This window comes from Mycobacterium sp. ITM-2016-00316 (genome assembly GCF_002968335.2).
Classification (GTDB): domain Bacteria; phylum Actinomycetota; class Actinomycetes; order Mycobacteriales; family Mycobacteriaceae; genus Mycobacterium.
Window position 1 is genome coordinate 3,189,365 of sequence record NZ_CP134398.1, and the last position, 19,468, is coordinate 3,208,832.

The window sequence follows — 19,468 nt, forward strand, 5'->3', positions numbered from 1 at the left end:
CCTGCTATCCCGAAAGCCGTTGATGAGCAACCACAATTACGCCAGGACCGAGCTCTACATCGACGGTGAGTGGGTGTCCCCCAGCAGCACCGAGATCATCGAGGTGATCAACCCCGCGACCGAGCAGGTGCTGGGCACCGTTCCCGCGGGCACCGACGCCGATGTCGACGCCGCCGTCGTCGCCGCCAGGAAGGCATTTGATCCGCTGATCGGTGTCAGCGAACGTCGCGAGCGCCTCGACGCGGTGATCACCGCGATGGAGAAGCGCCTCCCCGATATCGCCGAGACCATCACCAGCGAGATGGGTGCGCCGATCAGGATCGCGCAGTCCGTGCAGACTCAGGTTCCGCTCGCGGTGGCCCGCGCATTCGCCGATGCGCTGGCCCATTTCGAGTTCGACGAACGCATCGGCAACTCGCTCGTGACACGCGAGCCCTACGGCGTCGTCGCGGCCATCACACCGTGGAACTACCCGCTCTATCAGGTTGTGGCAAAGGTGCTTCCCGCGATCGCGGCGGGATGCACCGTCGTGCTCAAACCCAGCAACGAGGCACCTCTGTCGGTGTTCAAGTTCGTCGAAACCCTCCACGACTCCGGTCTTCCACCCGGTGTGGTCAATCTGGTGTCCGGGCCCGGCCGCGTGATCGGGGAGAGAATGGCGGCCCACCCCGACGTCGACTTCGTCTCCTTCACCGGCTCCACCGGCGTCGGCAGCCGGGTCGGCGAACTCGCCGGCAAGACCATCAAGAAAGTAGCGCTGGAACTCGGCGGGAAATCTGCCAACGTCATCCTCGACGGAGCCGACCTCGAGACGGCTGTGAAGGCCGGTGTCGGTAACGCATTCCTGAACGGTGGACAGACCTGCATGGCCTGGACGCGCATGCTGGTTCCGGAATCTCGCTACGGCGAGGCCCTCGAACTCATCGAAGCCGCCGTTTCCAGATACACCGTGGGAGACCCGACCGATCCGGCTACCCGGATCGGCCCGTCGGCGTCGGAAAGCCAGTACCGGACCGTGCTGGGCTTCGTCGAGAGAGCCCGACGGGACGGTGCCCGTCTGCTGACCGGCGGAGGCGACAAGGTCGCGGACGTCGGCTACTACGTGGCCCCTACGGTCTTTGCCGACGTCGATCCGACTTCCGAGCTGGGGCAGGAGGAAGTGTTCGGACCGGTACTGGCCGTCATTCCGTTCCGCGACACCGACGACGCACTGGCGATCGCGAACGGCACCCCCTACGGGCTTTCCGGCGCCGTCTGGGCCGCCGACGATGACACTGCGGTGGCCTTCGCCCGGCAGGTGCAGACCGGGCAACTCGATATCAACGGCGGTAGGTACAACCCCGCTGCCCCGTTCGGCGGCTACAAGAAATCAGGTGTCGGTCGCGAACTCGGGCGCATCGGCTTCGAGGAGTTTCTCCAGGTGAAATCCCTGCAGATGCCATGACACACGGCCGCCACCCAGATCACAGAAGCGAGGTCACCTCTTGAGCACAACCCCCAGTCCGTTGGTTGTCACGACAACGGGCGCGGTGCAGACCTGGACGATCGATCTGCCGCACGCCGGAAACGCGGTCAGCGGCAAGGAGTTCATTTCCGCCTTCGAATCGGCTGTCGATTCGGCCAATGCCGAGATCACGGCGAAGGCCGTGATCCTGACCGGGGCGGGCAAGATCTTCTCGGCGGGCGGCAATGTCAAGGAGATGGCCGATCGCCAGGGCATGTTCGGGCTGGACCCCATTGCCCAGCGGCACGCCTACGTCGACGGAATCCAGCGTATCCCGCGGGCATTGGCACGCCTGGAGGTTCCCATCATCGCCGCGGTCAACGGCGCGGCGGTCGGAGCAGGTTGCGATCTGGCAGCGATGTGCGATATCCGAATTGCCTCCGAGCGGGCCTCTTTCGCCGAGAGCTTCGTGCAGATCGGCCTGGTACCCGGTGACGGGGGAACCTGGTTTCTCCAGCGCGCGGTCGGATACGAACGCGCCGCCGAGATGACCTTGACCGGGGACCGCATCGATGCCGGCACCGCACTGGAGTGGGGGCTGGTGAGCCGTGTCGTCTCCCATGACGAACTGCTCACCGCAGCAGGCGAACTGGCCGCGCGGATCGCGAAGAACCCGTCGCATACCCTGCGCATGGCCAAGCGACTCCTGCAGGAATCGCGGACCGGAATGCTCGAATCGACCCTCGGCATGGCCGCAGCCATGCAGCCGCTTGCGCATCGCGACCCCGAGCACGATGAGCGCATCGCGCAATGGCGGACCTCGTGACGGCACTGCGCCGGCTCCTCCCGCCGGCCACCACCGACGCTGCCGCGACGGCCGCCCTGCGCACCGAGGTCCGCGAGTTCGTCGCCGAGCAACTGTCCGCCGGGGGTTTCACCCCGTCGGTAGACGCCTGGCTGTCCGGTTGGGACGAGGACTTCACCGCCGCACTCGCGCAGCGAGGCTGGTTGGGCATGACCGTGCCCACCGAATACGGCGGCCACGGAAAGACATTCGTCGAACGGTTCGTCGTTGCCGAGGAACTGCTCGCGGCCGGCGCACCGGTGGCAGCGCACTGGATCGCCGACCGGCAGATTGTGCCGTCCCTGCTCAAGTACGGCACCGAGCTGCAGAAGGCCGAGTTCTTACCCAAGATCGTTCGGGGCGAGTGCTTCTTCGGCATCGGCATGAGTGAGCCCGACTCTGGATCGGATCTCGCCAGCGTACGTACACGCGCCGTACCGGCCGCCGGCGGCTGGTCCATCACCGGAACCAAGGTCTGGACGTCCGGCGCGCATCACGCGCACGCTTTCATCGTGCTGGCGCGCACCGCCCCGACGGATCCGGCGCACCGGCACGACGGCCTGAGTCAGTTCATCGTCAGGCTCGACGCACCCGGAGTCGACATCCGCCCGATTGTGTCCATGAACGGTGCACACCATTTCAACGAGGTGATCCTCGACGACGTGTTCGTCCCGGACACCATGGTCTTCGGCACCATCGGCGATGGCTGGCAACAGGTGACGTCAGAGCTCAGCTTCGAGCGCAGCGGTCCTGAGCGGTTCCTGTCCACTTTCCCGGTCCTGGTGGGGTGCACGGAAGAAGTCGCGGCGGGCCGCATCCCGCTGGATCCCGAATTGGGCCAGATCATTGCCCGCGTCGTCGGACTGCACCAGATGTCGACCGCGGTCGCCGGCGCGCTCCAGCGGCATGAGACCGCCGATGTCCCAGCAGCAGTGGTGAAGGTGCTCGGTACCAGCACCGAAGGCGATATCGCCGATTTCGTCGATCTCCGGATCGGCGACGACAGCCCGGTGGACTCGTCGCTGCGCGACGCCGTCGCCCTTGCCGTGGATCAGCGCCCGGGCTTCACGCTGCGCGGCGGGACAAACGAAGTGCTGCGCGGTGTGATCGCGCGCGGATTGGGAATGCGATGACGACCTCCGACACACACCACGTGACCGCCGTCGACACCGATTTGGTCAGCATGATCGACACCGTGTTCGCCGATCACCGCGAATCCCGTCCGGCGGACTCCGCGCCGGGATTCGACGCTGAGTTGTGGCACAAACTCGATGAACTCGGATTGGTGCGGCTCACGGAGTCCGAAACCACCGGTGGAAGCGGCGCCGGCTGGGCCGAGGCCGCCGAACTGATGTCGGCCGCAGTGCGCCACGGGGCCCGTATCCCGTTGCCCGAACATGATCTGCTCGCCGGCTGGATGCTCGGAGCAGCGGGTCTGCCCACCACCAACGGTGTACGCACCATCTGTGTGCTGGATGGTGCGGGACAAGCCGCCGGCGTGCCGTGGGCATCGGCAGCGAGTTCCCTCGTGGCGGTCTGGCCCGTCGACGGTGGCCACCGAGTTGCAGAAATCGCATCGGAACAGGCACGCATCAGTCCTGGCACCAACCTGATCGGCGAACCCCGAGACCGGGTGAGCATCGACCTGTCCACCCTGAAGGGCACTGAGACAACACCGGCACTCGTCGGGCAGCTGCATCTGAAATCGGCTTTGGTGCGCTCCATCCAGGTGTGCGCGGCACTGCAAGAGATCGTCAACCTCGCCATCGAACACACCTCCTCCCGCACTCAGTTCGGTCGAACACTGTCGAAGTTCCAAGCAATGCAACACCTGATGTCCGATGCCGCCGCGGAAATCACGCTGGCCCAGGCGACAACGGAGTCGGCGCTCACGGCCGCGATCACCAGCGACTGGTCGGCCGACAGCCTGGAGTTCCTGATCGCGGTGTCGCGGTCGTGCACCGGACACGCCGCAACGGTGGTCGTGCGGAACGCGCACCAGGCATTCGGCGCCATCGGCACCACGCTGGAGCACCGACTCCACGAGTACACCCGCCCGGCGCTCGCATGGCGTTCGGAGTTCGGCTCGGTGCAGTCCTGGGATGAGCGCGTCATGCGCGCCGCGGTCGATGCCGGCGGTGCCGGATTGTGGCGATTGATCGCCGACAGTGTATAGCGATGGCTTCGTCCGGCTGATCGGCCGCTGCGGTGTTCCACTGACCGGTCAGCACGGTGTCGGCGATCACCCTTCACCGGTTGAATCCTCAGCATGAGCAACGAGATCGCACTGCCTGAAGTCCAGGAGTTCATCGCCCGTTTCTGGTACCACTACGATCAGGGCCAGTTCGATGTCCTGGCGACCTACATCGCCGGCGAGATGGAGTATCTGAGCCGCTCGGACTCCGGAAACTGCCCGTTCGAGGATCTGTTGGCGGCCGAATTGCACGGTGGCGCAGAAACGTTGGCGTGGTTGAGCAAGCACCGCGACGAGAACCCCTATCCGCTGCGCCATCATGCCACCAACGTGTTCCGCACCGGGACCGATGGCGATGTCACCAATGTGCGGTTCTACCTGTACGTCAACCAAGTCACCAACAACGTGCCCTTCGATGTGTCCTCGGGAGTTGTGGATGTCGGAATCCGGCGTGCCGGCCACAATCTGGTGCTCACCTCGATGACCGTCGTGCTCGACGCCGAGGATTCGATTCCGTTTGCGGAACATCGGGCGAAGCTCACGTCGTCGAACGCGTGACCGTGCGCACCGCAGACGCCCGCGAGACCTTCGGTGGTGGAATTGCCGTCATCACCGGTGCGGGCGCGGGTATCGGTGCCGGCCTGGCCCGTCACGCACACAGCCTTGGCATGACCGTTGTTCTTGTCGACGTGGATGAGCGTGCCGCGAGCGCACTGCGCAACGAACTGGTGGCCGATGGCGGCACCGCCCACGTGAAGGTGTGTGACGTCCGCGACCCCGAAGCCATGGCCGAACTGGCCGAGCGGGTGTACCGCGATATCGGCCCGGTGCGGCTGCTGGTCAACAACGCCGGCGTGGAGCAATTCGGCTACCTGTGGGACACCCCCGTGGCCAACTGGCAACGGGTCATGGATATCAACGTCAGCGGTGTATTTCACGGCGTACGGGCGTTTCTGCCGAAGATGATCGCCGCCGCCACGCCGGCCTGGGTGTGGAACCTGTCGTCCATCGGCGGAGTGGCCGCCGTTCCCCTGCAAGCTCCCTACATTGTGAGCAAGCACGCGGTGCTGGCGCTCACCGAGTGCCTGCGCCTGGAGGTCGAGCTGGCAGGCCATGGCCACTTCATCCACGTGCAGGCGGTGCTGCCGGGCGCGGTGAAGTCCAATATCTTCGAAGCCGCCGGCGGAGTCGACGCCGGCCAAGCGGGAACCGACGCCGCGGCGGCCGAGTCGCAGCGCGAGGCGATGCTCGATATCAAAGCTGCCGCAATGGATCCCGTCGAAGCTGCCGAAGTGGTGTTCGACCAAGCGGCACAAGGCGCGTTCTATCTGCTGACACAGCCGGAGTATGTCGGGTCGGCAATGGCCGAGCGCGCCGAAGTCTTGACGACCTTGGCTCCCCCACAGCTTCGTCGGACGCAACGTTTCGACCCGACCGAACACTGAGGCACCGAGCGATGGCCAATCCCTACCGACCGACCCTGGACCCCGACGCGGCTACCCGCCTGGCGACCTTCGGCCCGCCGATACCATTCCGAGAGCGCGGGCTGCAAGCAATACGTGAGTCCATCGAATCAGCCCCGCTGCCCATCGATATGCCGGCGATGGCCGACATATACGACACCGCCGTGACAGGACCTGCGGGTCCGATACCGGTACGGATCTACCGCCCGGAAACGGTCGACGACCCGGCTCCGGTGATCGTTCACCTGCACGGTGGTGGCCTCGTGATGGGCTCGAATCACTCATTCGAACCGATGTCGCGGGCGCTTGCGGCGGCCAGTAACGCCGTGGTCGTCGCCGTCGAGTACCGACTGGCCCCGGAGCACCCTCCGCCGGCCCAGTTCGAGGACGCGATGGCGACCACCAGGTGGGCCGCGGCCGAGGCGACATCCCGGGGCTTCGATCCCACCAAGATCGTCATCTGTGGTGACAGCGCCGGTGGTGGCATCGCGGCAGCCGTCGCGCTGGCCGCCCGCGACGACCGCGGCCCTCACCTCTTCGCTCAAGTGCTGCTGTACCCGGGCGTGGACCGCGATATGGGCGCGCCATCGCTCATCTCGAACCCGGATGCCCCCTTGTTGATTCATGACGACATCGTGTATCTCCACGAGTTGGCCGACGCCGGGGCCGGCCACCCGCACGATATCCGCCGAGTTCCCGCGTACGCCGCAGACCTCACCGGGTTGCCGCAGGCGATCGTGGTGACCGGGGAGCTCGATCCGATCTATGACTGGGGTGAGCGATACGCCGGCCGCCTGCGCGATGCCGGCGTGCAGACCACCCTCACCCGCTATCCCGGCATCTACCACGGCTTTCTCATGCGCTCCGAATCGACTGCACGAGGGCGTTTGGCGATGGCCGAGACGGGCGCCCTGCTGCGCGCGAAATTCGCCAATCCGCTGCCCTTTTCGGGTACGAAACTGCGCTAAAACGCCCGAAAGACGTCCCGATGGCCGGACATCGAGCGTTCGGAAATCCCTGACGCCCGTAACAATCGATCACAGCAATGGCGCGCAGAACCGCCGGAACTGAGAAAAGGAGTGCCTGTGATACTCACTGACGAACGGCGAATGGAGCTCTCGGAGATCCTGCGTCCCGCGTCGCCGCCGCGCGAGGTCGACAACGTCTATACCGATGACCAGCGCGACCGCCTGCTGGAGGTGGTGCGCAGGGATGCACCGTGGAATCTCATCATCGCCCAGCACTTTTCGTCGCCCGAAGAACTGATTGCCACCATGAGCGGCAAGTTCCCCGAAGGGTTCACCCCCACCCTGGATCTGTTCCTGACACCGACGTTCCGCGGTTTTCTCGCCAACTACGGCACCGTGCTCTATCCCGAGCTCCACGACTGCTTCTACAACGCGGGGTTTCTCGAGCAGGCCAAATCGTACTGGGGGGCGGAATACGCCAAACCCCAAATGATGCTGTTCAACATCAATGGCCCGTGCGCGAATCGCGACCCCGGCCACCTGGACTCCCCCAGCTTCCGCGGTGTGCGCTACGAGAACGCACCCACCTGGCTGGTCAGCGTGATGGGGAAATCGGGCCTGTTCCAGGACTATCTGATCAAGATGGCTCAGGTCATCACCTGGTTCTCGCACGACGAGGGCAGCGGGTTCACCTACTGGCCCGATGGCCCGCTCAAGCATCCGCGGCGCCTTGTCCCACCGGTCTACAACCGCGGTGTCGTGGTGCAGAACGAAATGCTGATGCACCGGGGCGAAGCCAACGGACCTATCGAGCAGCAGGTCCCCGCCGGCCTGGACTTCCACACCGTCTTCGCCGGTGACCCGGATTCGCGCGACCACTGGGTGCTTCGCACCGACGACAAGATCATCGCGCGTCATCACACCGACGAACTCCGCTTCCTGGTCCACTGGTCGGCGGAAGTCTTCCAGGACTATGACGAGCTGAAGAAGAACATGGACCACAGCGATGATCTGACCATCGACAAGGCGATCGACATGATGGTCGATGACTTGGGCAAGAAGGGCGTCAAAATCGACATCCCCAGCGCTCCCTTGCACGACGCCGCCTTCATCGGCGCGTTGAATGCGGGCTACGACCTCGGTGGGCCCGCGATCTACCCGCAGGAAGCCCCGGTGAGCGCCTTCCAGTTCAGCTGAGCATCGGCGACAGTCCGTCGATACGGCCCCGGGTTCCGAAAGGTACCCGGGGCCGGCGCTTTTCATGATCGGCTGCGGTAGGAACGCCCAGGCGGGAGAGCAGATGGGTGAATCAGCGACCCGCCGCGGCGCTAGGCTTCGCCGAAGACGGACAACAAGCCTTGCTGAACGGCGGATTCGATCGAGTCACGCAGTTCCGGGCACCCCTGCAGGAAATGGGTCCGCGCACGAATTCCGGCGGTATCGGCAATCTCGTCGCGTCGCATGCATTGCCTCATGGAGTCCGCGTCCCACTGCACGCTGGTCTGCTCCCAGCTGCTCTTTCGAGCCAGGACCCGCGCCCCGCACGACCCGCAGGCCACCGGCATCATCGGTGCGTCATTCAGCCTGTTGTCGGGGCGCACGGTCATGTCGTCATGCCCACCAGTCGCGGCTTGCGATTCGCCGCGAGGTTGGCCTCGACCTCTTTCATCCACGCTTCCCGTGGCCGGGTCGTATCGATCTCGAATTCGAATCGGTCCACCATGTCCGGCGTGACGTCGGCGACGTCGACGTAGAACTGCTCGTACCATCGACGCAACTGGTAAACCGGGCCGTCCTCTTCACACAGCAACGGGTTGTCGATCCGTGCTTTGCGTCGCCAGATGGTCACATCCTGTTCGAAACCCATCTTCACGAAGTCGCCAAGGGCCACGGCCATGTGCATCGCAACATCCTCTGGCACCTGCTCCGACTTCTCCACGGTGATTCCGTATTGCAGAACAAAGGAATTCTCGTCGATCGGGTAGTGGCAGTTCAGCAGTACCGTGCGTTGATCGCCATGGTCGTAGTGGTAGGTGAGGTCGTCGATCATGAACGACGGCCCGTGGTAGGAGGCCACCGACGTGGTGCCGTTGATCTTTGCTCCCTCACCGGACCCGAGATCCGGGCGCCCGACGCTCTTGTAGTACTGCGTCGCGGTGTGACCTTCGAAGATGTTCTTGAAACCGGTCGGCAAGCCGCCGTGAATATAGAAAAAGTGCGCCATATCGACGACATTGTCGATGATTTCGCGACAATTCGTGTTGACGGTCGTGGTGTACCAGTGCCAATCGGTCCACGTGTCGCCGCCCACCCCTTCGATGCGCGGAATCGTCACATCGGCCGGCGGCGCCTTCTTCTCCGGGTCGTTCCACACGAAAAGCATGCCGTCCTGCTCCATGGTCGGCCATGTCGCGGTGCGAGCGAGCTTGGGGACCCGGCGGCTGTACGGAATCTGCTTGCAACGACCGTCACCGCCCCAACGCCAATCGTGGAAGGGGCAAGCGATCTCATTGCCTTTGACCTCTCCGTCGGAGAGATCCCCGCCCATGTGTCGGCAGAAGGCGTCGAGCACATTGATCGCACCGTCCTCACCGCGGAAAGCCACCAGCTTGCCGCCGAATGCGTTGATCGCGTGCGGCTTTCCGTCGCCGAGATCTCGGAGCAGGCCCAGGCAATGCCAGCCTCGCGCGAACCGAGTGGGCGCGGCCTGAGCCTCGATCTGACGAACCTCTCCGACGCCGTCGGGCTGCAACGATGTCATTTGGGTCATCCTCGCTGTTCAGTGATTGCAGGTACGGTTCCGTTGTAACACCGTCACACTCACGGATGGGTCCGGTGTTCCACTCACCGGGCATGCCGGCGGCGTATCGGCACAGTGATGCCCACAATCGACGGGTGACCGATCAACAGAACATCACCGTCGATTTTCTCGTCGTCGGCTCTGGAACCGGTATGGCGTCAGCCCTGACCGCCCACGAGTTGGGTCTCTCGACGTTGATCGTCGAGAAGACCGCCTACGTGGGTGGCTCGACCGCGCGTTCTGGTGGCGCATTCTGGATGCCGGCCAACCCCATTCTTCGCGAAGCGGGCTCCACAGACACCCTCGACGCGGGGCGCACCTATCTCGATTCGGTAGTGGGTAGCACCGCGCCATCGGACCGCGCCCATGCGTTCGTTGAACACGGGGCCGCGACAGTCGAGATGTTGCGCCGCACCACTCCGATGAAATTTCAATGGGCCAAGGGATATTCGGACTATCACCCGGAGAAACCGGGCGGCAGCGCCGTCGGACGCACCTGCGAGTGCCGCCCGTTCAACACCGCTGTGCTGGGGCCCGAACTGACCCGACTTCGCCCCGGTGTCATGAAGTCGTCGTTCCCCATGCCGGTCACCGGTGCCGACTACCGCTGGCTGAACCTCGTGGCACGGGCCCCACGAAAAGCTCTGCCGCGCATCATGCTGCGGGCCTTCCAAGGCATCGGCGGGTTGGCGCTGCGCAGACGCTACGCGGCGGGTGGCCAGGCTCTCGCGGCCGGCATGTTCGCCGGAGTTCTGCGGGCCGGCATTCCGGTGTGGACCGAGTCGCCTGTCACCGAACTGATCATCGACGGGGATCGGGTCACCGGAGCTGTGGTGTCCAGAGAAGGCACGGAGGTCCGGATCAACGCCAGGCGCGGTGTCGTGCTGGCCGCAGGCGGATTCGATCACCTCATGGCGTGGCGGCACAAGTTTCAGTCCGAGAGGCTGGGCGAGCACGCGAGTCTGGGCGCCGAGGGGAACACCGGCGATGCGATTCGCCTGGCCCAGGACACCTGCCGAGCCGGAACCGGCCTGATGGATCAGGCCTGGTGGTTTCCGGCCTTTGCTCCCCTACCCGGCGGCGAGCCGACGGTGATGCTCGCCGAGCGTTCACTGCCAGGATGCCTACTCGTGGATCAGTCCGGCCGACGATTCGTCAACGAAGCGATCGACTACATGTCGTTCGGCCAGAAGGTGCACGAACGTGAGCAGGCGGGCGATCCCATCGACGTCATGTGGATGATTTTCGATCAGCGATACCGCAACAGCTATCTGCTTGCCGCGGAACTGTTTCCCCGGATGCCTATTCCCAAGGCCTGGTACGACGCGGGCATCGCGCACCGCGCCGAGAACCTGTCGGCACTGGCCCGCGCCATCGACGTCGACCCGACAGCCTTGGGCGCGACGATGGATCGATTCAACATGCAGGCGGGCACGGGAGTGGACGGCGATTTCGGGCGTGGCGCAAGCGCCTACGATCGCTACTACGGTGATCCGACGATCGCACCGAACCCGAATCTGCGCCCGTTGGACGACGGGCCCTACTATGCCGTCAAGGTCGTCTTGAGCGATCTGGGCACGTGCGGCGGTTTACGCGCGGACACCCGGGGCAGAGTGCTGCGCGAAGATGGATCGGTGATCGAAGGCCTGTATGCGATCGGCAATACGGCCGCCAATTCCTTCGGCGCCAGCTACCCGGGTGCGGGTGCGACGATCGGGCAGGGCCTGGTGTACGGCTACATCGCCGCGCGCCACGCGGCAGGTCTGCTCGCCTGAGCCGCCCCGAACACCTGCTCAGTCCGTCGCATCCCCGGTTTCGGGGCCGCCGTCGGCATTCTCTGCCGCGATGCGACGCTCGACCTCATACCAGTACTCGCGCACCGGGAACTGCACGCCTTCTGGTCCGTTCACGCCGAACGTCTCCTCGGCGGCATCCAGATCCTTGATGATCTGCGCCGCCAGTTCGCGTTCGGCGGCGTAGTACTGCTCTGACCACTTCAGCGCCAGTCGTGCGTAGGACCACGCGGGTTGCTCGCTGGTCCAGCGCACCTCGGTGGCCGCGGCCTGCTGTAACTGTTCGGCGTATGCCGCGTGCTCGGTCAAGATCTCTCGCAGCCGTCCGGGGTTGAGCAGATGGCCGAGCATCACCCTCAGCATCGGATTGTGCTTGAGTGTCGGGGGTTCGACCGGCTCTTCGTTGACCCAGCGGGTGACAGCCACCAACCCGGCATCGGTGATCCGGTACATCCGGCGGCTGCGGATGCCTGCATCGACCCGTGAGCTCAGTAGACCGAGTTTTTCCAACCGTTTGAGTTCCGAATAGATCTGGCTGTACGCCGGACTCGAATAGAAGAACCGAATCGCCCAGTTGATCCACTTTTTGATGTCGTATCCGGACAGTTCGGCACCGCCGGAGAGCATCCCGAGTAGTGCCCACCCGGTGGGCGACACATTCAACCCGCGAGGTCCGGTTCCGACATCGTCTGTCACCCGCCAAGGTTAACAATGCGAACTACCGGCAGCGGTGCAAGCACCGCTCACCGGGAGAACGCGTTGCCTCGGTCGGCACGGGAAGTGGACAGTAGCGGAAGTCTGGTCGACCACGAATGCAGAGGAGCCGTATGACCGAGGAGTTGACCGCGTCCCGTCGCGGTGGCGCGATCACGCCGCAGTCGTCCGAGATGCGCCGCGTGCTGGGCCACTTCTGCACCGGCATAGCGGTGATCAGCGCGCATGACGGTATCCGACCGATCGGCTTCACCTGTCAATCGGTCACCTCGGTCTCGCTCGACCCGCCCTACATCTCGTTCTGCCCCTCGAGTTCGTCGACCAGTTGGCCGCTGATCCGCGACGTCGGGACCGTGTGCGTCAACGTCCTTGCCGCCGGCCAGAAGGACATGTGTGCGCGGTTTGCGGCCCGCGTCGAAGACAGGTTCGCCGGCGTCGACTGGCGTCCGGGCGCCAACGGCGCCCCCACCTTGGAGGGGACCCTGGCCTCGGTCGAGGCGGATATCGAGTTCGAGCACACCGCAGGAGACCATTCGATCGTCGTCGCCCGGGTGACGGGACTGCGGGCAGCTCCCGATCGCGAACCCCTGCTGTTCTACCGCGGCGCCTACGGCGGGTTCGACGGAGCAGCTCATGCCTGACGTGGACGCCGCATTTGACGTGGTGGTCGCCGGAACCGGCGGCGGTCTGGCCGGCGCATACACCGCCGGCCGGGAGGGACTTTCGGTGCTTGTCGTCGAAGCCACCGACAAGTTCGGCGGAACCACGGCGTATTCGGGCGGCGGAGGCATGTGGTACCCGTGCAACCCCGTGCTGACACGGGCGGGAAGCGACGACACGATGGAGGCGGCGCTCAGCTACTTCCACTCGGTCGTGGGTGACCGAACGCCCCGCGCGCTACAGGACACCTATGTTCGGGGTGGTTCTTCGTTCATCGAATACCTGGAGCGGGATGCCGGGTTCGCGTTCACCGCGTTCCCCTGGCCGGATTACTACGGTTCGGCACCCGGCGCTCGTCACGACGGAAACCGCCATATCGTCCCGCTTCCGCTGCCGGACGCCGACCTCGGCCGCTACGCGGGAACAGTGCGCGGGCCCCTGGACACCGAACGGCTTGGCACACCGGCTCCCGATCTGCTCGTCGGTGGTCGCGCCTTGATCGGCAGATTCCTCGCCGCGCTCGACAAGTTGCCCACCGTCACATGCTGGCGCAACACCCCGCTGCTGGAGCTGATCATGGCGGACGGAAACGTCATCGGCGCGGTGGTCGATCACGACGGTGCCACGGTGCGCGTACAGGCACGCCGCGGTGTCCTGCTGGCCAGCGGCGGTTTCGAGCAGAACGCCGCCATGCGCACCGAATACGGCGTGCCCGGTGATGCTCACGACACGATGGGCGCACCGGGCAACACCGGGAGAGCCCACCGCGCGGCCATCGCCGCGGGAGCCGACTTCGACCTGATGGACCAGGCGTGGTGGTCCCCGGGGATGACACACCCCGACGGCCGATCCGCATTCGCGCTCTGGTTCACCGGCGGCATCTTCATCAATCAGGACGGCCGCCGATTCGTCAACGAATCGGCACCCTACGACCGTTTGGGCCGTGATGTGATCCGCCAGATCGACGAGGGCAGCTCCACATTGCCGTTCTGGATGGTGTATGACAACCGGGCCGGTGACGTCCCACCGGTCAACGCCACAAACGTGTCCATGGTCGATTCGGGGCAGTACCGCAACGCCGGTCTCTGGCACACCGCGAACACCATCGCCGAGCTGGCGGGCGAAATCGGGGCGCCGGCAGCAGAATTGGAAGCTACCGTCGAACGGTTCAACAGATTCGCTGCATCAGGTGTCGACGAGGACTTCGGCCGCGGCGACGAGGCCTACGACCGGGTGTTCACCGACGGCCAGTCACCGCTGGTTCCCATCGATACCCCGCCGTATCACGCTGCTGCCTTCGGCCTTTCGGATCTGGGGACCAAGGGCGGACTTCGCACAGACACCCACGCTCGGGTGTTGAGCCCCGACGGTGCACCGATCGCCGGGCTGTACGCCGCGGGTAACACCATGGCAGCGGTCTCGGGCACCACGTATCCCGGTGGCGGCAACCCCATCGGGGCCTCGATGCTGTTCAGCCACCTCGCGGCGCTGGACATGGCTGCCAGGGAAGCCGTCCGGTGAACCAGCCGGTCGATGCCGACGAAGCTCGCCACCTCGAAAGCCTGTATTCCCCGCTCACGCAATCCGTGCGCAACCTCATCGACCTCGTCATCCGCAGCGAGGCCGATGACGAGAATGTCAGACAGGCGCACGACTTGATCGAACAGGCAGCGCACCTTTTGGGCTCACAGGTCGATTCCGAACCGTTCGGTGTGCGCACCACCACCGATGGCGGCATCCTCACCTGGGGGAATGTGGCGATCGGTATGCGAAACGCAATAGCTCCCCCGTTGCAGGTGGTACATGGGGAGGACGGCAGTGCCGCAGCCGATGTGACACTGGGGGCGCCCTATGAGGGACCGCCCGGCCACGTGCATGGCGGAGTATGCGCGCTGCTCTTGGACCACATACTCGGCGCTACCGCGCACCGTCCAGGCAAGCCTGCGTTCACCGGGACACTGACATTGCGCTACGTGGCGCCCACCCGACTCGGCGATCTTCGGGTGAATGCGTGGGTAGAGAGTGAAAGCGAATCGAAAACCATTGCCGTCGGCCAGATCACCGACCCCGACGGGGTTGTGACAGTCCAGGCCGAAGGCATATTCATCAGACCGAGAGGGAAGTCATGACCGTTGAGACACCACCACCCACAGAGCCCGGGTTCGAGGGGTGGTTCGCCACCGATGACGACGGCGACACCCATCTGATCGGCGGCAAGTGCACCGCGTGTGCCACCTATGTCTTCCCGCCCCGGGAAACCAACTGCCCCAACCCGGCCTGTGACAGCGACACCCTCGCGTTGGTCCCCCTCTCACGACGCGGCACCGTGTGGAGCTACACCGAAAACCGCTACGCCCCACCCCCGCCCTACCCCTCACCAGAGCCCTTCGAACCCTTCGCCGTCGCCGCCGTGCAACTGGCCGACGAGGGCCTCATCGTGCTCGGCAAAGTCGTCGAAGGCACCCTGGCCGCCGACCTGACCGTCGGCATGGAAATGGAACTGACCACCATGGCCCTCTACACCGACGACGCCGGCGTCATCCGCACCACCCACGCCTGGAGGATCCCCTGATGTCGCCGGAACCCGTTTACATTCTCGGCGCGGGCATGCACCCCTGGGGCAAATGGGGCCGCGACTTCACCGAATACGGCGTCGTCGCCGCCCGCGCCGCCCTGGCCGAAGCCGGACTGGACTGGCGCCAAATCCAACTCGTCGCCGGCGCCGACACCATCCGCAACGGCTACCCCGGCTTCGTCGCCGGAGCCACCTTCGCCCAAAAACTCGGCTGGAACGGCGTACCCGTCACCTCCAGCTACGCCGCCTGCGCCTCCGGCTCCCAAGCCCTGCAATCAGCACGCGCCCAAATCCTGGCCGGATTCTGCGACGTCGCCCTCGTCATCGGCGCCGACACCACCCCCAAAGGCTTCTTCGCCCCCGTCGGCGGAGAACGCAAAAACGACCCCGACTGGCAACGCTTCCACCTCATCGGCGCCACCAACACCGTCTACTTCGCCCTCCTGGCCCGCCGACGCATGGACCTCTACGGCGCCACCGTCGACGACTTCGCCCACGTCAAAGTCAAAAACGCCCGCCACGGCCTCAACAACCCCAACGCCCGCTACCGCAAAGAAGCCACCGTCGAAGACGTCCTGGCCTCCCCCGTGGTCTCCGACCCACTACGCCTGCTCGACATCTGCGCCACCTCCGACGGCGCCGCCGCCCTCATCGTCGCCTCCAAAGCCTTCGCCGAAAAGCACCTCGGCAGCGTCGCCGGGGTCCCCTCGGTGCGGGCGGTGAGTCTGCAATCACCGCAGTACCCCCAGCATCTGCCCGAACTGCCCGATATCGCCACCGACTCCACCGCCGTGGTGCCCGGCCCCGAACGCGTGTTCAAAGACCAGATCCTCGATGCCGCCTACGCCGAAGCCGGCATCGGCCCCCAAGACCTGTCCCTGGCCGAGGTCTACGACCTGTCCACCGCCCTGGAACTCGACTGGTATGAGCACCTGGGCCTGTGCGCCAAAGGCGAGGCCGAACAGCTGCTGCGCTCCGGGGCCACCACCATCGGCGGCCGCATCCCGGTCAACGCCTCCGGCGGACTGGCCTCCTTCGGCGAAGCCATCCCCGCCCAAGCCATCGCCCAAGTCTGCGAACTGTCCTGGCAACTCAAAGGCCAAGCCACCGGCCGCCAAGTCGAAAACGCCACCGTCGGCGTCACCGCCAACCAAGGCCTCTTCGGCCACGGCTCCTCAGTCATCGTCGCCCGATAGCGTTCTGCCACAGGCGCCCTCGCTCGGCAGGTCCACCAGCCGGGCTACGGCTCCTGTGGCCCAACCAGTTCGATCCAATTGCCGTCGGGATCTGCCACGAACAACCAGGACCACCCCGGCACGGGAGCGAATTCGGTCAGCGGTTCGACGAGTTCATACGGCGATTCCTCGATAAGGACGGCGACGGCGGCGATGTCCTTGACGAACAGGGTGAAGTAGCGAATGCCCTCCTGCGCCCGGCCACCACCTGCGACGGCACGCTCAGCGGGCGCCTCGTCGTAGGCCACCAGCTTCAAGACGCCCTGACCCAGCGCATACCGTCGTTGAATGCCATGCGAGAACGCCAGTTCCCCCTGCGGCGGGAGACCCAGGAAGTTCTCGTAGAACTCCACCATGGGGCCCATATTCGTGGTCACGACACCGATCTCGACGTTCTCGGACAAGAGATCGATGGCCATTCGCTACTCCTCGCTGATCGGGCCGGCCGTCCTGTCGGACAACGCTTCGCCCTTTGTCAGATCAGTGAAGCGCGACCATCGCGGTCGGTGGGTGGAAACCGCTGAACTCGTGCAAGGTCGAACTGGAATTGAGCGGCAGTGACAGCTTCCTGGCCACCGTCAGACAGGGTCCAGGGCCGCGATGAGCCAGTGTCCGTCGACCTTGTCCAAGGTCACCACCACACTGCTGGCGGTGAGTGCCGGCTCCGGCCTGTCCCGGCTCATGGTCTCCTGGTTGAGGAAGAGCAACACCTTCGCGGTATCGGTCGACATCTCCATCAGTGCGGCGTTCACCACCTGGGCGCTGGCCTTGATTCCCTTGTCCCGCACGGCTGGGGCGACAACCTCGCTGGAAAACTTCCCGTAGTACGTCAGGAAGTCGCCGAACATCAATGTCCGAGCGCGATCCAAATCGCGGTCAAGTGTCTCGGGCGCATACGACAGCAACACCACCGTGGCCGTCGATGCTGCGTCGATCACCGTCTGCTGCGCCGCTGGGTCCGTCTGCTGACTGGGTCGGTACTCGGTGACGTACAGTACCGACGCCAACGCCGCCGTGGCCAGCACGAGCACGGTGAGCGCGATGCCCTTCCACCGCACGGCCACCTTCGACCACCGTGCGCCGCCGACGGCCGCTGAGCCCGATTCAGAGGTCTGCTCGGCCATTTCCAGCTCGGGCTTCTCATTCTCGACCGGCGAACCCGTCGACGGTTCATGCAGGCTCACGGAACGAACTCCACTTTCGCCATCTTGATCTGGTCTCCTTCGCGTTTCAGATCGACGGTGAGACGCCAATGCCGCGGCTCCTCGTTGACACCCGCCTCGTTGGTGACCGTCGACGACGCGGAAACCAACACCACCGCGGAGTCTGCGGTGACCGACGCAACGGCGGCGGCGTTCGCGGCCGCCTTGGTGGTCACCTTGGCGTCCTTGGCGACCTTGATGAAATCGTCTGCCGCGCCCTGAAACTCCGCACGGAAAGGATCGGTCGAATTGTCGACGATCTGCTGCACGCTCTCCTGCGGATCATTGAAGTCGATGGACATCAGGGTCACCACGACCTGCTTTGCCGCAGCGACGAATTCGGCCCTGTTGCGCTGGTCGGCCTGGATGTCCTGCTGTGTCTTGACCATATACCCGCTGACTGCCAGCAACGCGGCCGCACACAGCAACGCAGCCAGCGCCACGATTCGCCGTCGACCCAGCCGCAGACGTCTCGACACGAGCCGGCGCGGCACGGCACCGGCGACCCCGGATTGCCCCTGTCGCAGTCTTTGGGCGCGGGCCCTGGCCGCAGCCGCCAGATTCTCGGCTTCGGTGGCATCGGTCTCGGCCTGGTGCGCCAGCTCTGACAACTCCTGCGCGGTCAGGTCGGCAAGGTCGTGCTCACCGCCGCGCGCTGCGCCCTCAGCCCCGCAATCGGGCAACGTCTCGGTTCTCGACATACCGGCACGGTATGGCGAACAGCCGGTCCCGCCAGGAGCGCTTCCCACCCAGTGGGCGGCGTCACATCGGCCGATCGGTCACCAGTGCCGGATCGCGCAGAGCGCGCCTTTCGGCCCGTGTGCCTTCGCGACCACGACACCGTCAACCGCCAGTTCGCAATGGAATATCGGATCACCCGGCGTCCGTCCACTACTGGCAGAGACCATCGCCCACCTGTCCGGGTCCACCAAGCTCGTGTGCAGAACCCACGGCCGGCCGGGACCGAGCTCGACGCTGACCTTCGGACTGAAGATGTACGGATTGTGGCTGTAGTCCGCCCAGGTCGGCGGATCTGCTTCGCGGTAGTAGATGTCGGCCGACACCGGAGTCTCTGTGGTCACGGTGTAGGTGATGTGGCGAGTCGGTGGCGGCTCCGCCTGCGCCGCAACGGGGGTCGTGAACGCTGCGGCGCCGACACACAGCGCTGACAGCACGAGTCTAGGCATCGCCACGACTCCACAGAGGTCCGCCATCCTTGGATTGACAGCTGAGGAAGAGTCCGTCGGGCGCCTGCGCGACCCAGTTCTCGTAGCCCGCGCAACTGGTATCGAGCTCCTTCACGCCGGCCATCGACGGCGATCGGAAGTACCGGGGCTCGTATCGACGTGGCGAGCCGCAGAAGACCATCCGCCCCCAGGATGTCGTGCCGAACACGTAGTACGCGGTGTCGGGGCAGTACGCCCCCAGGACGACTCCTGCAGCGATGCCCGGCGTACACGCCGGTCCGTCACACAAGGGCGGGTCGGCCTGTGCGGGAGCTGAACTCAACAACGCCCCGGCCACAGCGGCCGTCGCGAGAACCGCACGAAGCTTCACGCTTCGGGACTCTGTCACC

Annotated in this window: 22 protein-coding genes; 14 read left to right on the forward strand and 8 right to left on the reverse strand. The window is 65.1% G+C overall.

Translation table 11 applies throughout. The annotated features are described in order from the left end of the window. Positions 1-22 precede the first annotated feature (22 nt). The 8 genes from C6A86_RS15390 (at position 23) to C6A86_RS15425 (ending at position 8,110) form a co-directional block, all read left to right on the forward strand. The gene (locus tag C6A86_RS15390; protein ID WP_105363556.1) at positions 23-1,444 is read left to right on the forward strand and encodes an aldehyde dehydrogenase family protein; all 1,422 of its coding nucleotides are present in this window, start codon (positions 23-25) and stop codon (positions 1,442-1,444) included. Positions 1,445-1,484: 40 nt separating this feature from the next. Next, entirely contained in the window at positions 1,485-2,270 is a 786-nt protein-coding gene (locus tag C6A86_RS15395; RefSeq protein WP_105363557.1) for a crotonase/enoyl-CoA hydratase family protein, read from the forward strand. After that, the gene (locus C6A86_RS15400; RefSeq protein WP_105363558.1) at positions 2,255-3,421 is read left to right on the forward strand and encodes an acyl-CoA dehydrogenase family protein; all 1,167 of its coding nucleotides are present in this window, start codon (positions 2,255-2,257) and stop codon (positions 3,419-3,421) included. The genes C6A86_RS15395 and C6A86_RS15400 overlap by 16 nt, the downstream gene beginning before the upstream one ends. Next, on the forward strand, positions 3,418-4,464 hold the full coding sequence (locus C6A86_RS15405; protein ID WP_233213016.1) for an acyl-CoA dehydrogenase family protein: 1,047 nt from the start codon (positions 3,418-3,420) through the stop codon (positions 4,462-4,464). Before C6A86_RS15400 ends, C6A86_RS15405 begins: the two co-directional genes overlap by 4 nt. A gap of 93 nt (positions 4,465-4,557) precedes the next feature. Beyond that, a complete protein-coding gene (locus tag C6A86_RS15410) occupies positions 4,558-5,040 on the forward strand; it encodes a polyketide cyclase (RefSeq protein WP_311100736.1) in 483 nt (160 codons plus the stop codon). Then, positions 5,037-5,927, forward strand: coding sequence for an SDR family NAD(P)-dependent oxidoreductase (locus C6A86_RS15415; RefSeq protein WP_311100737.1), 891 nt, complete (start codon positions 5,037-5,039; stop codon positions 5,925-5,927). Before C6A86_RS15410 ends, C6A86_RS15415 begins: the two co-directional genes overlap by 4 nt. Positions 5,928-5,938: 11 nt before the next feature. After that, positions 5,939-6,913 (forward strand): alpha/beta hydrolase, encoded by a 975-nt coding sequence (locus C6A86_RS15420; protein WP_105361968.1) that lies wholly within the window; start codon positions 5,939-5,941, stop codon positions 6,911-6,913. Positions 6,914-7,033: 120 nt separating this feature from the next. Beyond that, a complete protein-coding gene (locus C6A86_RS15425; RefSeq protein ID WP_105361976.1) occupies positions 7,034-8,110 on the forward strand; it encodes a hypothetical protein in 1,077 nt (358 codons plus the stop codon). Positions 8,111-8,241: 131 nt separating this feature from the next. Here C6A86_RS15425 and C6A86_RS15430 read toward each other — a convergent pair whose 3' ends face one another. Continuing rightward, entirely contained in the window at positions 8,242-8,520 is a 279-nt protein-coding gene (locus tag C6A86_RS15430; RefSeq protein ID WP_105361969.1) for a ferredoxin, read from the reverse strand. Continuing rightward, positions 8,517-9,674, reverse strand: coding sequence for a Rieske 2Fe-2S domain-containing protein (locus C6A86_RS15435; RefSeq protein ID WP_105361970.1), 1,158 nt, complete (start codon positions 9,672-9,674; stop codon positions 8,517-8,519). Before C6A86_RS15435 ends, C6A86_RS15430 begins: the two co-directional genes overlap by 4 nt. A gap of 134 nt (positions 9,675-9,808) precedes the next feature. On the opposite strand from C6A86_RS15435, the gene C6A86_RS15440 reads away from it, so the two are divergent. Then, positions 9,809-11,488 (forward strand): 3-ketosteroid-delta-1-dehydrogenase, encoded by a 1,680-nt coding sequence (locus C6A86_RS15440; protein WP_105361977.1) that lies wholly within the window; start codon positions 9,809-9,811, stop codon positions 11,486-11,488. A gap of 18 nt (positions 11,489-11,506) precedes the next feature. On the opposite strand, the gene C6A86_RS15445 is transcribed toward C6A86_RS15440, so the two are convergent. Further along, a complete protein-coding gene (locus C6A86_RS15445) occupies positions 11,507-12,133 on the reverse strand; it encodes a PadR family transcriptional regulator (protein WP_105361971.1) in 627 nt (208 codons plus the stop codon). A gap of 200 nt (positions 12,134-12,333) precedes the next feature. On the opposite strand from C6A86_RS15445, the gene C6A86_RS15450 reads away from it, so the two are divergent. From C6A86_RS15450 to C6A86_RS15470, 5 genes are read left to right on the forward strand one after another with little or no spacing between them, the layout of a single operon-like run. Then, complete coding sequence (locus tag C6A86_RS15450) at positions 12,334-12,861, forward strand: flavin reductase family protein (RefSeq protein ID WP_105361972.1); 528 nt, start codon at positions 12,334-12,336, stop codon at positions 12,859-12,861. Next, positions 12,854-14,401, forward strand: coding sequence for an FAD-binding protein (locus C6A86_RS15455; RefSeq protein ID WP_105361973.1), 1,548 nt, complete (start codon positions 12,854-12,856; stop codon positions 14,399-14,401). Before C6A86_RS15450 ends, C6A86_RS15455 begins: the two co-directional genes overlap by 8 nt. Then, positions 14,398-15,009, forward strand: a complete 612-nt coding sequence (locus C6A86_RS15460) for a PaaI family thioesterase (RefSeq protein ID WP_105361974.1) — start codon at positions 14,398-14,400, stop codon at positions 15,007-15,009. Before C6A86_RS15455 ends, C6A86_RS15460 begins: the two co-directional genes overlap by 4 nt. Next, positions 15,006-15,452 (forward strand): OB-fold domain-containing protein, encoded by a 447-nt coding sequence (locus C6A86_RS15465; protein WP_311100739.1) that lies wholly within the window; start codon positions 15,006-15,008, stop codon positions 15,450-15,452. The genes C6A86_RS15460 and C6A86_RS15465 overlap by 4 nt, the downstream gene beginning before the upstream one ends. Beyond that, a complete protein-coding gene (locus tag C6A86_RS15470) occupies positions 15,452-16,651 on the forward strand; it encodes a lipid-transfer protein (protein WP_311100740.1) in 1,200 nt (399 codons plus the stop codon). Before C6A86_RS15465 ends, C6A86_RS15470 begins: the two co-directional genes overlap by 1 nt. A 44-nt stretch (positions 16,652-16,695) precedes the next feature. On the opposite strand, the gene C6A86_RS15475 is transcribed toward C6A86_RS15470, so the two are convergent. The 5 genes from C6A86_RS15475 to C6A86_RS15495 all read right to left on the reverse strand — a co-directional run bounded on the left by C6A86_RS15475 (position 16,696) and on the right by C6A86_RS15495 (position 19,449). Continuing rightward, positions 16,696-17,109 carry a VOC family protein gene (locus tag C6A86_RS15475; protein WP_105361925.1) on the reverse strand — a complete coding sequence of 138 codons (414 nt, stop codon included), beginning with the start codon at positions 17,107-17,109 and terminating at the stop codon, positions 16,696-16,698. A 159-nt stretch (positions 17,110-17,268) separates the two neighbouring features. After that, entirely contained in the window at positions 17,269-17,874 is a 606-nt protein-coding gene (locus C6A86_RS15480) for a hypothetical protein (RefSeq protein ID WP_233212879.1), read from the reverse strand. Next, on the reverse strand, positions 17,871-18,593 hold the full coding sequence (locus C6A86_RS15485) for a hypothetical protein (protein WP_233212878.1): 723 nt from the start codon (positions 18,591-18,593) through the stop codon (positions 17,871-17,873). The genes C6A86_RS15480 and C6A86_RS15485 overlap by 4 nt, the downstream gene beginning before the upstream one ends. 78 nt (positions 18,594-18,671) lie before the next feature. Then, entirely contained in the window at positions 18,672-19,079 is a 408-nt protein-coding gene (locus C6A86_RS15490) for a hypothetical protein (RefSeq protein WP_105361928.1), read from the reverse strand. Then, complete coding sequence (locus C6A86_RS15495; protein WP_105361927.1) at positions 19,072-19,449, reverse strand: hypothetical protein; 378 nt, start codon at positions 19,447-19,449, stop codon at positions 19,072-19,074. Before C6A86_RS15495 ends, C6A86_RS15490 begins: the two co-directional genes overlap by 8 nt. Between the last annotated feature and the right edge of the window lie 19 nt (positions 19,450-19,468).